This is a genomic window from Streptosporangium pseudovulgare (assembly GCF_014648055.1).
Classification (GTDB): Bacteria; Actinomycetota; Actinomycetes; order Streptosporangiales; family Streptosporangiaceae; genus Streptosporangium; species Streptosporangium pseudovulgare.
Genome location: NZ_BMQJ01000002.1, coordinates 536,021 through 550,281, shown reverse-complemented (window position 1 = coordinate 550,281; position 14,261 = coordinate 536,021). Strand labels below are relative to the sequence as shown.

Annotated in this window: 13 protein-coding genes; 7 read left to right on the top strand and 6 right to left on the bottom strand. The window is 73.0% G+C overall.

Annotated features, from left to right (window positions below; all coding sequences use genetic code 11):
- Nucleotides 1–180: 180 nt before the first annotated feature.
- Nucleotides 181–1,968, top strand: a complete 1,788-nt coding sequence (locus tag IEZ10_RS06215; RefSeq protein ID WP_189245474.1) for a PP2C family protein-serine/threonine phosphatase — start codon at nt 181–183, stop codon at nt 1,966–1,968.
- A 135-nt stretch (nt 1,969–2,103) separates the two neighbouring features.
- Here the strand turns inward: IEZ10_RS06215 and IEZ10_RS39810 are convergent, their stop codons facing one another.
- Complete coding sequence (locus IEZ10_RS39810) at nt 2,104–2,691, bottom strand: DUF4282 domain-containing protein (RefSeq protein ID WP_189245473.1); 588 nt, start codon at nt 2,689–2,691, stop codon at nt 2,104–2,106.
- Nucleotides 2,692–2,870: 179 nt separating this feature from the next.
- Here IEZ10_RS39810 and IEZ10_RS06205 point away from each other — a divergent pair, with 179 nt between their 5' ends.
- The gene (locus IEZ10_RS06205; RefSeq protein ID WP_189245472.1) at nt 2,871–3,125 is read left to right on the top strand and encodes a hypothetical protein; all 255 of its coding nucleotides are present in this window, start codon (nt 2,871–2,873) and stop codon (nt 3,123–3,125) included.
- A gap of 183 nt (nt 3,126–3,308) precedes the next feature.
- A complete protein-coding gene (locus IEZ10_RS06200) occupies nt 3,309–5,441 on the top strand; it encodes a M6 family metalloprotease domain-containing protein (RefSeq protein ID WP_229810994.1) in 2,133 nt (710 codons plus the stop codon).
- A gap of 60 nt (nt 5,442–5,501) precedes the next feature.
- Here IEZ10_RS06200 and IEZ10_RS06195 read toward each other — a convergent pair whose 3' ends face one another.
- Nucleotides 5,502–5,897, bottom strand: coding sequence for a hypothetical protein (locus IEZ10_RS06195; protein ID WP_189245471.1), 396 nt, complete (start codon nt 5,895–5,897; stop codon nt 5,502–5,504).
- A gap of 119 nt (nt 5,898–6,016) precedes the next feature.
- On the opposite strand from IEZ10_RS06195, the gene IEZ10_RS06190 reads away from it, so the two are divergent.
- Entirely contained in the window at nt 6,017–6,814 is a 798-nt protein-coding gene (locus IEZ10_RS06190) for a tyrosine-protein phosphatase (protein WP_189245470.1), read from the top strand.
- A 118-nt stretch (nt 6,815–6,932) separates the two neighbouring features.
- Here the strand turns inward: IEZ10_RS06190 and IEZ10_RS06185 are convergent, their stop codons facing one another.
- Nucleotides 6,933–8,018 carry a Gfo/Idh/MocA family protein gene (locus tag IEZ10_RS06185; protein ID WP_373287379.1) on the bottom strand — a complete coding sequence of 362 codons (1,086 nt, stop codon included), beginning with the start codon at nt 8,016–8,018 and terminating at the stop codon, nt 6,933–6,935.
- 28 nt (nt 8,019–8,046) lie between these two features.
- Nucleotides 8,047–8,955, bottom strand: coding sequence for a proteasome assembly chaperone family protein (locus tag IEZ10_RS06180; protein ID WP_189245469.1), 909 nt, complete (start codon nt 8,953–8,955; stop codon nt 8,047–8,049).
- A 102-nt stretch (nt 8,956–9,057) separates the two neighbouring features.
- Between IEZ10_RS06180 and IEZ10_RS06175 the strand changes: the two genes are divergently transcribed.
- Both IEZ10_RS06175 and IEZ10_RS06170 read left to right on the top strand, forming a co-directional pair.
- Nucleotides 9,058–9,462, top strand: a complete 405-nt coding sequence (locus IEZ10_RS06175; protein WP_189245468.1) for an ankyrin repeat domain-containing protein — start codon at nt 9,058–9,060, stop codon at nt 9,460–9,462.
- 55 nt (nt 9,463–9,517) lie between these two features.
- Nucleotides 9,518–10,507, top strand: coding sequence for a 4-epi-cubebol synthase (locus tag IEZ10_RS06170; protein WP_373287374.1), 990 nt, complete (start codon nt 9,518–9,520; stop codon nt 10,505–10,507).
- A 97-nt stretch (nt 10,508–10,604) separates the two neighbouring features.
- On the opposite strand, the gene IEZ10_RS06165 is transcribed toward IEZ10_RS06170, so the two are convergent.
- Together IEZ10_RS06165 and IEZ10_RS06160 are read right to left on the bottom strand one after the other, a co-directional pair.
- The gene (locus IEZ10_RS06165) at nt 10,605–12,722 is read right to left on the bottom strand and encodes an ATP-binding protein (protein ID WP_189245466.1); all 2,118 of its coding nucleotides are present in this window, start codon (nt 12,720–12,722) and stop codon (nt 10,605–10,607) included.
- Nucleotides 12,723–12,883: 161 nt separating this feature from the next.
- On the bottom strand, nt 12,884–13,720 hold the full coding sequence (locus IEZ10_RS06160; RefSeq protein WP_229810993.1) for an alpha/beta fold hydrolase: 837 nt from the start codon (nt 13,718–13,720) through the stop codon (nt 12,884–12,886).
- A 190-nt stretch (nt 13,721–13,910) separates the two neighbouring features.
- On the opposite strand from IEZ10_RS06160, the gene IEZ10_RS06155 reads away from it, so the two are divergent.
- A complete protein-coding gene (locus tag IEZ10_RS06155; protein ID WP_179826812.1) occupies nt 13,911–14,078 on the top strand; it encodes a hypothetical protein in 168 nt (55 codons plus the stop codon).
- Nucleotides 14,079–14,261: the final 183 nt, after the last annotated feature.

The following is a 14,261-nucleotide window of genomic DNA, read 5'->3' as shown; positions in this document are numbered from 1 at the left end:
GCGTCCGGCGCGACGGAGGCACGGGACCCGCGGGTGAGCGCGGCCGGGCACATCGGAGTTCTTTTGTCAGTAAAAAACATCATTTGACGCTGAGGAGTTATTGGGGGGCTATCTGTAAGTTCGTCCACCCTCTTCATGGCCATCCTGGCGACAGGCTGGGAATCGGACCCGGGAGGTGGAATGGCGATTCCCGACCAGGGGGACGGCGAACGCCGGGCCGCCGCCCAGGCGCTGGTGCGCGAGAGGATCGAGCTGATCAGGAGGCGCATGCGCCGGGCGGCGATCCTCGACCAGGTGACGTGCCGCCTCGCCGTACGGATGAACGTGCGGCCGGAGGAGGCCGCGGCCCACCTGGCCCGGCTGTCGCACGAGAGCGGGGTGGACCTGCTGGAGGTCGCCCGGTCCGTGGACGAACGGGCCGGGGAGCCGCCGGAGACGCCGCGGGTGACCGCGCCGGAGTGGGCGGCCCCCGTCATGGAGGCGATGTCGCTGTGCGCCATGTACCTGAGCCCGGTCACCGACGAGACGGGCCGGCTGGTGGACTTCATCGTCGTCGCGACCACGGAGGGCGGTGAGGACGTCACCGGCCGCCCCCTAGAGGTCTTCCGGGGGCGCCGGCTCCTGGAGTTCGCCCCGGGGGTGATGCGCGCCGGGCTGCTGGAGGAGTGCATCCGGGTCTTCGAGACGGGGGAATCGTTCCAGCGGGGACCGTTCGAGTACATCGAGGCCAGGAACGACCGGCTGTGGCCGCGCTCGATCAGCGTCCGGGCGAGCCGGGTCGTGGACGGGATCCTGCTCACCTGGCAGGAACTGGACGAGGAGGAGCGCCTCATCACCGGCTGGGAACGCGCCCAGCGGATCGCCGGTCTGGGCTGGGCCGAGTGGAACCTGGCCAGCGGCCGGACCATCTGGACCCTCCCGATGTACGAGATGTTCGGCCGGGACGCGGCGGAGGGGCCCCTGCCGTTCGAGCAGCTCCCCGAAACGGTCGTGGAGGAGGACCTGGGCGCCGTGGAGGAGGTGGTGCGCACCCTGCTGGAGCACCGGGAGTCGGTCGAGCACGAGTTCCGCGTCCAGCAGCGGCACGGCATCCGGCACGTGCGCCTGGCCGCCGAGCCGGTGCTCGACGGATCCGGCTTCCCGTTCGCCGTCCGCGCCATGGCCCAGGACGTCACCGCGAACCGCCGCCGGGAACGGGCGCTGGCCGAGGCCCGCGACCAGACGCACCAGGCCAGGCACCGGGCCGAGGAGGAGCACCGGGTGGCGCTCGCCCTCCAGGACACGATCATGCCCACCCACCACGGCGTGTTCGACCTGCCCGGCCTGCGCATGGGCGTGAGGTACTCACCCAGCGGCGAGCTCGAACGCCTCGGCGGAGACTGGTTCAAGGCGCGCCCGCTGCCCGACGGCCGGGTGCTGGTGGCCATCGGCGACGCCATGGGCCACGGCCTGAGCGCCGTCAGCCTGATGGCCCAGATGCGCAGCGGCCTGGCCGGCCTCGCCTACACCGGCGCCCCGGCCGACCGGCTCGCCAGGTGGCTCAACGAGCTCGCCTTCCACGCCAACCAGAACATCACCGTCACCGGCACCGCCGTCATCGGGCACTTCACCCCCGCCACCCGCGTCCTGGAGTGGGTCTCGGCCGGTCACCTGCCGCCCGTCCTCGTCCGCGACGGCAAGGCCGTCTTCCTGGAGACCAGCAACGGCACCATGCTCGGCGCGTTCGAGGACATGGACTACACCCTGACCACGACGCAGCTCGCCCGGGGCGACCTGCTGCTGCTGTACACCGACGGCGTCGTGGAGCACCGCAGCCGCAGCCTGGACATCGGCCTGAACGCGATGCTCGACGCCGCCGGGCGCTGCGCCGATGCGGACCCGGAGAAGAACCTCGTCTGCGTCCTGCGGGAGCTCGGGGAGGAACACGCGACCGACGACGTCTGCCTGCTGGCGCTGCGGGTCCTCTGACCCCGGCACGCGGCCCGGGGCGGATTCCCCGCGGGTCACCCGGACGGCCCGCGCGGCGGGCGCCCCGCCGGGACCCCCCTTCCCGGCGGTGCGGGACCCTTCTGAAGGCCGCCTTCCCGGCGGGGCGGGACCCCTCTAAAGGCCGCCGCGGTCGCGGATGGCGCCCAGATCCTCCTTGATCTTGAAGATGACCACCAGCAGCTCCATCCACACGCGGGTCAGCAGGATGGCGAGGAACAGCCCGATCGGCGCGAGGAACAGGGCGATCACGCCGCTCTCCGGGCCGGTGTCGAAGGCGAGGGCCACCGTGGAGAGCGCCCAGAGGACCTCGATCACCACGAGGATGACGAAGATCACCTTGATGATGCTCGTCGTGACGTAGTGGTCGAAGCTCAGGTCGAAGAGGCGGGCGAAGAACCCCTTCCGCGTGCCTCCGGGCGGAGGGGCCGGCTGCCGGTAGGCGGGCGGGGCGTACTGGCCGGGGGTGTAGGGGGTCTGGCCGGGGGAGTGAGGCCCCGGGTCCTGGGTGTGGCCGCCCTGGCCGTACGGCTGCCCGGCCTGGTACGGGTCCTGGGTGTGGCCGCCCTGGCCGTACGGCTGCCCGGCCTGGTACGGGTCCTGGGTGTGGCCGCCCTGGGCGTAACCGCTCTGGTGGGTGTAACCGCCCTGGGCGTAGTGGCCGTAACCGGGCTGCGGGTCCTGGCTCTGGTAGGGGTTGGTCATCGTCGCGTCCTCGCTGGGGGGTTGGCCGTTGTCACTCTGCCAGAAACCTCCCGGAGGATCACGGCGGTTCCCGGCGCGGGAGAGGGCGGAGACGCGGAGAGAGCCTTCCCTGTCGTTTGTGTAGCCGATAGAATACGCAAAGTAACTTACCCATGCTTGTCCCGGTTGGGGGTTTCTCCGTGGAGAGTTCGGACGGTCGGGTCCTGATCCTCGTCCTGGTCGCGACGGTCGTGTTCTTCGTCGGCCGGCGGTTCCAGCGGACGGTGGACGCCTGGCTCGGATGGGGCAAGGCGGTGAGCGCGGCGGCCGAGGCCGCGGCGAAGATCACGGACGCGAAGTCGGCGGCGTGGTCGGCGGTCCGCGGCATGGCGCTGGCCGGGGCGGTCACACTGGTCTTCCTGGCCGTGATCGTGAACGCGGTCCGGTCCGGGTGACCCCGCTGAGACGTCGCACCCTCCTGGGAACCGAAGGTGCGGCGGCGGCCCGCCGTCCTCCCTCCGGGGCGGCGGGCCGCTCGCGTGAGAGAGGGGACGAGGGCGGCGGGCCGCTCGGGTGTGAGAAGGGCGAGGGCGGCTGACCGTTGATCTACGGCGGAGCGGTCTATAGCGTCGTCTGTCGTGACTCACCCCCCACGGTTGTTCAAAGCGTTCGTGGCGGCGGCGGTGCTGATCCCGGTCGGCCTCGCCTCCGCCCCGGCCTCGGCCGACCCCGCCGGCCAGGCCGCCGCCCGCGTCACCTCCGCCGCCGACCCCGCGACCCCCTGGCGCCTGAACCAGTGGCCCCGGACCCAGCCCTGGCAGCAGGACGCCCCCGCCGGTTCCACGACCGCGCTGCGCGCCAAGCCCGGCCTCCCCGCCCCGATCGACCCGCAGAACTGGAAGAACCCGGACCACATGACGTGGGCCGACTACACCAGGCCCCCGGGCGTCGACTGGGCGAATCCCGCGGTCAAGGGGTCCAAGCGGACCTTCCGCGGCGCGCTGGTCCTGCTCGACTACCCCGACCAGTCGTTCGTGGTCACCCGGCCCCAGGGCTCGACCGTCTTCGGCAACCCCAGCGCGGAGGCGCACGACATCCCGCGCGAGAAGGTCGCCGGGTTCTACAAGGACTTCCTCAACACCCCCGGCCCGCTCAACCGCGGCCACACCATCCACGAGTACTGGATGGAGGACTCCGGCGGTCGTTACGGCGTCGACCTGACGGCCTTCGGCCCCTACCGGATGCCCGGCAAGGCGCACGAGTACGGCATGGAGTTCCAGGGCGGCGGCGCCTGCCCGGCCGGCGACACCTGCGACCGGAACATCCGGACCGACGGGAAGGCGGCCTGGGCCGCCGCCGAGGGCGCCGAGGTGCCCGCAGGGTTCGACTTCGTCTTCTTCCTGAGCGCCGGCCAGGACGAGTCGTCCACCTGGCAGGAGTTCGGCCAGATGAAGTTCCCGACGAAGGAGGCGGTGACCGACGACTTCGGCCCGCCCGACCCGGGCCTGCCCAACTGGGCCGACACCCGCTACGTCGACTGGACCTCCTGGGCCTCGGCCGCCTCCATCTGGCCCAACGCCGGGGGCGGGTCGTCCACCCAGGCCGAGAGCTCCGGCCAGGGCGTCTACGCCCACGAGCTCAGCCACATCCTCGGTATCGGCGACAACTACAACAACCCCTTCGGCGTGCCGCCGCGGCGCGCCTACACCGGCATCTGGGAGATGCTCAGCCGCGGCAGCTTCAACGGCCCCGGCGGGCCGCACAGCCGCTGGCTGATCCCGGCCACCGGGGGCGGCTCCATGGGCGCCCAGCACATGCTCCGCAACAAGATCAAGCTGGAGATGGTGGACGAGCGCAACGTGCTGCGCCTGTCGCGCGGGGCGCTCGCCGACTCGGGCGTGGTCATCGCCGAGGTGACCGCCCGGGTGGCGCAGCCGGGGCCGAAGGGCCTGTCCGGGGTCAACATCGCCTTCGGCGACGGCGACCGCGCCCCGGCCTGCGACGTCGCGAAGGATCCGATGTGCGACGGCGGCGGCTACGACAACTACACCGTCGAGGTCGTCGACCGGATGGGCGCCGACTCCTTCACCCCCGACTCGGGCGTGCTGCTGGCCAAGACCAAGAACGCCGACCGCGCGCCGTTCGAGTGGGTCGTCGACGCCAACCCGCAGGACATCGGCATGACCGACTACGTTCTGCCCGACGGCACCGCCGTGCCCATCACGATCGGCGACTACCGCCAGCTGTCGGACGCGCTGTTCCACGCGGGCACCGGTTCCGGCTCGGAGTTCGAGTACGTGGACGAGGCCAACCGGCTCCACTTCTACGTCCTCGACCTGCGCCGTGACGCGGCGGGCGTCCTGTCCTACAAGGTCGCGGTCCGCTCCCTGGACGGCGCGGGACCGCAGCGGCGCGGCGTGCGGCTGCTCCCGGCCGCCGGCGTCCCGGCCGGCAAGGGCCTGTCGAGCTGCCGGTTCCCGCTGTTCAACACCGGCCGGGCCGCGGGGACCGGCGCCGGGCACCCCGAGGACGTGCGCGCCTACCTCGGCGGCGACGTCTACCGGCTGTCGGCCACCGTCCAGGGCCGCGGCTGGACGGCCTCGCTGCCCAACGCGCTCGCGACCGCGGACTTCGGCGACCGGACCGCGGTGACCGTCAACGCGGTGCGGGCCGACGGCGGCAGCCGCCTGGCCACGGTCACCCTGAAGGCCACCTCCGAGAGCGACCCGACCAGGACCGCCACGGCCACCTGCCACGTGGTCGGCCTGTAAACGCGGCGGCGCGGGGGACGGGCCGTCCGTCCCCCGCGCCGAGCGGCCGGTCGCCGCGACTCAGCCCAGCAGCACGCCGAGGAACAGCGCGGCCAGCGCCGACAGGCCGCTGAGCGCCCCGAAGGCGGCCATCGCGCCCCGGCTCCGGGCGCGGGCGTGCAGGAACGCCGTCACGCCGGAGATCACCACGACCGCCATCTTCACGTGCAGGGTGGTCTTGTAGGCCGGGTCGCCGCCGTCGACGGCGAGCATGTTCCAGACGCCGGTCGCGGCCAGGACGGCGAAGGCCGGCCAGGCGACCCTGTTGAACGCGCGGGCCGCGGTGCCGGTGACCCCCTCGCCGGCCGTACGGAGCGAGGGGACGAGGAAGGCGAGGGTGAGCTGCCCGCCGACCCAAACGGTGGCGGCCAGCACGTGAAGGAAGACACGGACGGTGTCGAGGGATACGGAAAGCACCCGATCAACATATTGGCCGTGCCCGTTGGTCCGGACTCCGGGGATGCGGTCCGACATTTACGACAACGGGCGTTGGTTGTTCCCTGCGTGGACATATTCCGCCGTATAGGCTCCCGGTGATGAATGAGCTGACGCGATGGATCGATCTTGAAGGTGCCGTCAACGTGCGCGACCTCGGCGGGCTCGCGACGGTGGACGGCGGAACCACACGATTCGGCCGGGTCTACCGGTCCGACAACCTGCAGGGACTGACCGAGCGCGACGTCGAACTGCTGGTCGGCGAGCTGAAGCTGCGCCACGTCGTGGACCTGCGCTCGGTCGCCGAGGTGTCGCTGGAGGGGCCGGGGCCGCTCACGGCCGTCCCCGAGGTGAACATCCACCACCTCACGCTGTTCGCCGAGAGCGGCGGGAACACCGACGTCGACGCCGACACGATCGACGGCGCGCGGGTTCTGCCCTGGAAGGAGCGGGGGGAGGAGGATCTCGCCGAGCTGCGGGTGACCGGCTTCTACTACGGCTACCTGCGCGACCGGCCGGACTCCGTGGTGGCCGCCCTGCGGGCCATGGCCCACGACGACGGCGCCGCCATCGTCCACTGCGCGGCGGGCAAGGACCGCACCGGCGTCGTCTGCGCCCTGGCCCTGGAGATCGCCGGGGCCACCCGGGAGGCGATCGTCGCCGACTACGCCGCCACCGGTGACCGCCTGGAGGGCATCCTGGCCCGCCTGCGCTCCAGCGCCACCTACCGCGACGACCTCGACTCCCGCCCGGCCGACGACCACCGCCCCCGGCCGGAGTATCTCCGGCAGTTCCTGCGCGTCCTGGACGACCGCTTCGGCGGCCCGCTGGCGTGGCTGGAGTCCAAGGGGTGGACCGGCGGCGACTCCGAGGCCCTGCGCTCACGTCTGCGCGACTGACCCGCCGTCCCCGGCGGCCCGGCCACCGGTCCGCCGGGTCGCCCGGGGGGCGGCGCGGCCGTACGGCGGTCGCCGGCGAGGGCTCGGCCCGGGGAGGGCCGGCCTTGCCGCCGGGCCCTCAGAGCGGGACGACGCGGCGCTCGGCCGCCGACCGCCGGGCGGCCTCCAGGATGGTGAGGACTCCGGCGACCTCCTCCGGGTCCACCGGGGGAGGGGCGTCCTCGCGCAGGCACGCCGCCACACCCCGGTAGAAGTCGAGGTAGGCACCCGGCTCGGTGCGGACCCGGCGGTGGTCGTCGTCGGTGCCCAGGACGCCCCAGCGCTCCTCCGGCTCCTCGCCGAAGCCGGGGGAGCCCGGGTCGGCGCCCGCGCGCAGGCGCTCCTCCTGCACGTCCAGGCCGTGCTTGACGTATCCCGCCCGGGAGCCCAGGACGCGGAAGCGGGGGCCGAGCATCGGGGCGACCGAGCTGACCCACAGGTGGGAGCGGGCGCCGCCCGCGTGGGTGAGGGCGACGAAGGTGTCGTCGTCGGCGGCGACGCCCGGACGGCGCACGTCGGACTCGGCGTAGACCTCGGTGGCCGGGCCGAGCAGCCGCAGGGCCTGGTCCACCAGGTGGCTGCCCAGGTCGTACAGCAGGCCGCCGAGCTCCTCGGCGCCGCCCGTCTCGCGCCAGCCGCCCTTGGGGACGGGACGCCAGCGCTCGAACCGGGACTCCAGCCGGGTGACCTCGCCGAGCTCGCCGGAGGAGACCAGCCGTTCGACGGTCCGGAAGTCGCCGTCCCAGCGGCGGTTCTGGAAGACCGTCAGCATCAGGCCGCGCTCGCGCGCCAGCCGCGCCAGATCGCGCGCCTCCGCCGCGGTCGCGGCCAGCGGCTTGTCCACCACCACCGGCAGGCCCGCCTCCAGCGCGGCCCGGGCCAGCGGCACGTGGGTGCGGTTGGGGGAGGCGACCACCACCAGGTCGCTCTCCTCCCACAGCTCCGCGGCGTCGCCCACCGCCCGCGCGCCGTACCTGCGGCGCACCTCGGCGGCCCGCTCCGGGTTGCCGGTCACCACCGCCGACAGGCGCAGGCCCGGCGTCGCGGCGATCAGGGGGGCGTGGAAGAACGCCCCGGCCACGCCGTAGCCGACCAGCCCGACGCGCAGGCCGGCCGCCGCGCCGTCCCCCGGGCCGGCCGTCGCGTCGGTCACCGCGTCGGCCACCGCGCCGGTCGCCGGATCGGCCGTCGCGTCAGTCACCGTGCCGCTCGTCCCGCTCGGCGAGGAACGCCTCGAACTGGGCGGCGAGCTCGTCGCCGGTCGGCATCTCGGACGGCTCGGCGATCAGGTTGCCGCGTTCGGAACCGGCGGCGAAGGCGTCGTACTGCTGCTCCAGGCCACTGATGGCGGTGGACAGCTCCGTGGACGCCTCGATCTGCTCGGCGATCTCGACGTCGGTCTTGGCCGCGGCCTCGCGCAGGCCCTCCAGCGGGAACACCAGGCCGGTGCTTCCGGTGATCGCCTCCAGGGCGGTCACCGCGGCCGCGGGGTACTCCGCCTGGGCGAGGTAGTGCGGGACGTGCACCGCGTGCCCCAGGGCGTCGTGCCCCTCGGCGCCCAGCCGGAACTCGATCAGCGCGGCGACGCTGCCCGGCACCCGCACCTCGCCGAAGACGCTGGTCCGGCCGGCGACCAGCTCGGGGCGGGTGGCGTGGCTCGTCACGCCCAGCGGGCGGGTGTGCGGCACCGCCATCGGGATGCCGTGCGCGGTCACCAGCGTGCCCACGCCCAGCCGGGTGACCAGCGTCCCGACGGCCGCGACGAACAGCTCCCACTGGAAGTCGGGCTCGGGGCCGGACAGCAGCAGGAACGGCGTGCCGGTGGTGTCGTGGACCAGCCGCAGGACGAGCTCGGAGCTCTCCACGCCGGACCACCGGTCGGTGTCGAACGTCATCACCGGCCGCCGGGAGCGGTAGTCGAGCAGGCGGTCCACGTCGAACGTCGCGATGACCCGGTGCTCCAGCTCGGCGAGCAGGTGGCCGACGGCGAGGCGCCCCGCGGCGCCGGCGTCCACGAAACCGTCGAAGTGGTAGAGCAGCACCGGATCGGTCAGCTCAGGGAGGTCACCGCTGAGCCGGTAGAGATCCGTCGGGTCTGACACCGTACGTCCAGCCTTTCGTCAGTCGTCTCTTCAGGTGAACCCGTGGGGCATCCGGTGAATTCCGCCGTCCACGGCGATCACTGGGCACCCTACCGGGGCAGAATGGAGCACATGCAGCCTGACCCGGAGCTGGAGGAGTTCGCCACCCGCCTGTTCGGCCTGGCCAGAGCGGGGGAGACCGACCTGCTCCGGGCCTACGTCGAGGCAGGGGTGCCGGTCGACCTGGCCAACGACAAAGGTGACACCCTGCTGATGCTCGCCGCCTACCACGGTCACGCGGCGACCGTCCGGGCGCTGGCCGAACTGGGGGCCGACCCCGGCAGGCCCAACGACCGCGGGCAGACGCCGCTGGCCGGGGCGGTCTTCAAGAAGGAGCCCGAGGTGGTGCGGGCACTCCTTGAGGCCGGCGCCGATCCGTACGCGGGCACCCCGTCGGCGGTGGACACGGCGCGGATGTTCGGAAACGACGAATATCTGAAATGGTTTCAGAACCGGCCGAAAACCTGAAGTTGGTATTTACGGGTGTATAGGAAAACGTTCGGTGTTCGTCCATTCTTGACGGGTGGAGACCACGACCGCCCGACGGGCATCCCGGCCCCTTAGCATCCCTCCGCTTCCCTGCCCCTTCCCCAGCCAGGTCAGTCCGCACGCGGACCAGGCGGACAAGGAGACCCTGGAGTGGCTTGCCGACTCCGGGATGCTCGACGACGAAATGGTGGAACGTTACCGCCGGGCCAGATACGGCTGGCTCTGCGCCCGGACCTACCCCTATGCCGACCATGACGCGCTTCGCCTGGTGACCGACTGGTGCGTGTGGCTGTTCGCCTTCGACGACGTCTTCTGCGAGTCGGACCGGCGGGCCGCGGAGATCGCCCGCGCGCTGCCCCGCTTCCTCGCGGTCCTCGACGAGCCGGAGCCCGCGGGCCGGCCCGGCGACGCGTTCGCCAGGGCGCTGCTGGAGATCAGGGGGAGGATCGCCGCCGCGGGTGACGCCGACCAGCTCGAACGCTGGTGCGCCGCCACCAGGGACTACCTGTCCGCGCAGGTGTGGGAGACCGCCAACCGCGAGGACCGGGTGGTGCCCTCACTCGCCGACTACGTCTTCATGCGGCGGCGGACCGGGGCGATGCTCACCGTCTTCGCGCTCATCGACATCGTCAGCGGCCGCCGCCTCACCCCCGGCGAATGGCGCCACCCCCTCGTGTGCGCGGTCACCGGGCACGCCAACGACGTCGTCGTCTGGGACAACGACCTCATCTCCTACGCCAAGGAGAACGAGGGCGTCAACGCCCGCAACAACCTGGTGACCGTGCTCGCCCGGCACCGCCGCTGCTCCCGGCAGCGGGCGATGGAGCTGATCGCCGGGATGCGCGACCGGGCCATCGCCGACATGGTGGCCGCCCGCCCGTCGCTGGAGGCGCTCGGCTCCGAGGCGGTGCTCGCTTACCTGCGCGGCCTGGAGTTCTGGATCAGCGGGAGCATCGACTACTCGCTGACCAGTTCCCGCTACACCGGCGCCTGGGAGCGGGCGGCCGGGCTCGCCTCCGGCTGACCGCCGCGGGCGGCCAGGGACGGCCGGTCACGCCTTTCGCCGACCGCCGCGGATCGCCCCGGGCAGCCGGGGCACGCCTTCTGCAGATCCGCGGCGGTCACCGCCGCTGGGTGGCGGGGTCGTCGGGGTCGCCGCCGAGGGCCAGCTCGATCAGCTCATCCAGGTTGAGCCTCCTGCCCTGGGCGAAGGCCTCCTCGAACTCCTCCTCGCCGAGGACCCGCTTGCACTCCTTGACGCAGCGGTCGTGCTCGGAGTTGAAGAACGGCGAGTTCATCTGCGGCATGCCGAAGGTGCGCCAGTTGGCCTGCCCGCCGCCCATCAGCAGCGCCGCCAGCCCCGGCTGCCCGGCGTCCAGGGCCTGCCTGGCGACCACTTCGATCGCCAGGCCGATGCCCAGCACGTCGTGGAAGTAGCGCTTGAGCCGCAGCGCCTCGCGGGCGTTGTCCATGGCCTCGGAGACGCGGCCCATCCCCTGGCAGACGCTGGCCAGGGCGTAGATGGCGTAGGAGCGCAGCCACAGCTCGCCGCGCTGGGTGCAGACCGCGATGCAGTCGCGCAGCAGCGTCTCGGCCTCCGCCGGGTCGTTCTGCATGAGCAGCACCATCGACAGCTCGACGATCGACGGCAACAGGCCCGGGTTGAGCTCCCGGCCGCTCTTGTGGAACTCGACCGCCACGCCGAGCAGCGCGCTGGCCTTCTGCAGGTCGCCCTGGAGGAAGGCCGCCGTGCCGAGCATCTTGGTGGCGAGGATGACGGCCCCGGAGTCGCCCACCCGGACCGCGTCGGAGCTGCACTTCTCGGCCGCGTCCACGGCCCCCGCGATGTTGCCCTGCGCGCTGTGGACGTAGGACAGCACCCACAGGGCCTTGCACCGCTCCGCGCTCGGCTGCGGCGCCAGCTCCAGGGTCTTCTCCAGGTAGAGCCTGCCCTCGCGGGCCAGGCCGCAGGCCACCCACATGAACCACAGGGACGACAGCAGCTTCAGCCCCTCCTGGACCTCCGCGGGGTCGCGCAGGCAGTGGTCCAGGGCGACCCTGACGTTGTCGTGCTCGTGGCGCATCCGGACGTACCAGTACACCTGACGGGCACCCGACCAGGCGTCCTCGCTCCGCTTGGCGAGCTGGAGGTAGTAGTCGCGGTGCTTCCTGCGGACGCGGTCGGTCTCGCCCAGCTTCTCCAGCCACTCCTCGCCGTACTGGCGCAGCGTGTCGATCAGCCGGTAGCGGTGCCCCGACGGGGTGCCGTCGCTCAGCAGGATCGACTTCTCCACCAGGCTGGAGATGAGGTCCATGACGTCCTCGGCGGGCAGATTCTCGCCGGAGCAGACGTAGCGGGCGGCGTCGAGCTCGAAGTCGCCGGCGAAGACCGACAGCCTGGCCCACAGCAGCCGTTCGGCGGGCTCGCACAGCTCGTGGCTCCAGCCGATCGCGGCGCGCAGCGTCTGGTGCCGGGGCAGCGCCGTACGGCTGGCCCCGGCGAGCAGGCTGAACCGGTCGGCCAGCAGGCCCAGGATCTGCTCCACCGACAGTGCCCGCATCCGGACCGCGGCCAGCTCGATGGCGAGCGGGATGCCGTCGAGGCGGCGGCACAGCTCGGAGACCGGGCCGATGTTGTGCTCGTCCAGCACGAAGTTGGGCACCACGGCGCTCGCCCGGGCGGCGAACAGCTGCACGGCCTCGTTGGTGAAGACGTCCTCGCCGGGCGTGTCGCCGGGCACGGCCAGCGGCGGGATGGCGATCGTGTGCTCGCCCCGGGCGTTCAGCGACTGGCGGCTGGTCGCCAGGATGGTCAGGCCCCCGGCGTTGCTCAGCAGCTCCTCGAACAGCTCGGCGCAGGCGTCGACCAGGTGCTCGCAGGTGTCGATGATCAGCAGGATCTCGCGGTCGCCGAGCCACTCGATCAGGGTCTCGTCGGCCGAGCGGGACGACTGGTCGGCGATCCCGAGGGCCGCGGTGATCGTGTGCCGGACCATCCCGGAGTCCTGCAGCCGGGCCAGGTCGGCGAACCACACGCCGTCCTTGAACTGGCTGCGCATCAGGTGCGCGATGCGCAGCGCCGTACGCGACTTGCCGACGCCGCCGATGCCCGTCACCGTGACCAGGCGGTGCCGGCCGAGGCGCTGCCGGAGCGTGGCCAGCAGTCTCGTGCGCCCCACGAAGCTGGTCAGCTCGTTGGGAAGATTGCCGTCTCGCCGCCATCCAGATGGCGTTGCCATGGCCGCCTCACGGGGGTAGTGCCAGGGGGAGATCACACCTGCTCTGGCATCGTACCCGCCGGGACCTCAGGCTGTCCCCGCGCGCGGATCATCCGCCCCGCCCGGCCGGGAGATCCCGTGCGGCGGCCCGGATCCCCCCGTCCCGCCGGTCCGGGCTCCGCCTACCGCCGGACCCCGGTTCCACCTAGCCGGACCCCGGGACCGGTGACCGGTGACGCGCCGGCCGCGGGGATCACCCCGGCGAGCGCGGAGGAGCGCAGGGCCCGGACCACCCCGGCGGGCGCGCTGTAGTTCAGCGTGTGCGCGGCCCCCGGGACCTCGGCAAGCTCGCCGCGGGGCAGCAGGGCGGCGACCCGCCGCGCCCAGGACCGGGACACGATGAGGTCCCGTGCTCCCCGCACCACCACCGCCGGGACGCGCACGAGACCCAGCTTGTCCTCGACCGGGTCGGCGAGGGCGGCGGCGAGCGTGGCGAAGTAGCGGCGCGGGCCGCAGACGAGGTAGTCGCGCGCCAGCACCGGCACGAGGAGGGGCCGCTCCAGGACCGTGTTCGCGGCCAGCCGTACCCCCTGCCGCCAGGCCGACCGCGCGCCGGCGTCCATGGTGGGGCCGATCAGCGCCATCGGCCCGGCCAGCTCGGGGGAGTGCGCCGCCAGGTCGACGACCACCTGGCAGCCGACGGAGTTGGCCACCAGCGGCGCACCGCCGCGCCCGGTGGCGCGCAGCCACCCGGCCAGCGCCAGGGACAGGCCGCGGACGTCCAGCGGCTCGCGCGGCCCCGGGGTCCGGCCGAACCCCGGCAGGTCCACCGCGACCACCCGCGACGCCGGGGCCAGGCGGCGGGCCAGCGGGAGGAAGTAGCGGTGGGAGCACCCCAGGCCGTGGACGCACACCACCTCGGGCGCGGACGCGGGGCCGAGCACCGCGGCGTGCATGGGGATCCCCGCGACGGCGATGACCTCCCGCCCGTCCCAGCCGGACGACGCGCGCCGCCTCACGCGGACGCCTCCGCCGGGGCCGGGGGAGCGGCGCCGGCGCCGCTCATGAGCCGATCCCTGCCGTACGGCGCGCGCTGTCCCATGCGGTGCCCCTTCGGGTGGGGGAGGAGACCGCCGGGCCGGCGGCTCGCCCCCTCACTCCCCGGGAGGCTCACGCCGAAACGGGGCCGTCTCTGATTAGCATGGACGGGTGAGCACGTACGAGCCCGACGACCTGCGGCCCGTCGATCTGTCCGATGACGGCCCGCCCATCCTGCCCGACCAGACCTCCGACGACACCGACGTCGGCTGGGGCGACTGGCGGCGATCCGACGACGACGCCCGCCTGCTGGAGGAGCGCCCGCCCCACTGGGGCTGACGGCGGACACGGACCGACGGCGGACACGGCGGATCCGGGGGTTGAGGAACATCCATGTCAGATTGTGCGCTAAGCCGACGTCGGGCCTGGTGGGCGGCTGACGGAGCGTCGGCGGGCGGACCGGCGAGGGCCGGCCGCCGGCGTCCGTCGCGGACGACGAGATCGGCGAGGCCCTGGAGCCGC

What these genes read in the sequence shown, in the direction of transcription:
- IEZ10_RS39810 (WP_189245473.1), bottom strand. Translation starts at nt 2,691, where the DNA reads ATGACCAACCCCTACCAGAGCCAGGACCCGCAGCCCGGTTACGGCCAC.
- IEZ10_RS06190 (WP_189245470.1), top strand. Translation starts at nt 6,017, where the DNA reads ATGAATGAGCTGACGCGATGGATCGATCTTGAAGGTGCCGTCAACGTG.
- IEZ10_RS06165 (WP_189245466.1), bottom strand. Translation starts at nt 12,722, where the DNA reads ATGGCAACGCCATCTGGATGGCGGCGAGACGGCAATCTTCCCAACGAG.
- IEZ10_RS06215 (WP_189245474.1), top strand. Translation starts at nt 181, where the DNA reads ATGGCGATTCCCGACCAGGGGGACGGCGAACGCCGGGCCGCCGCCCAG.
- IEZ10_RS06175 (WP_189245468.1), top strand. Translation starts at nt 9,058, where the DNA reads ATGGAGCACATGCAGCCTGACCCGGAGCTGGAGGAGTTCGCCACCCGC.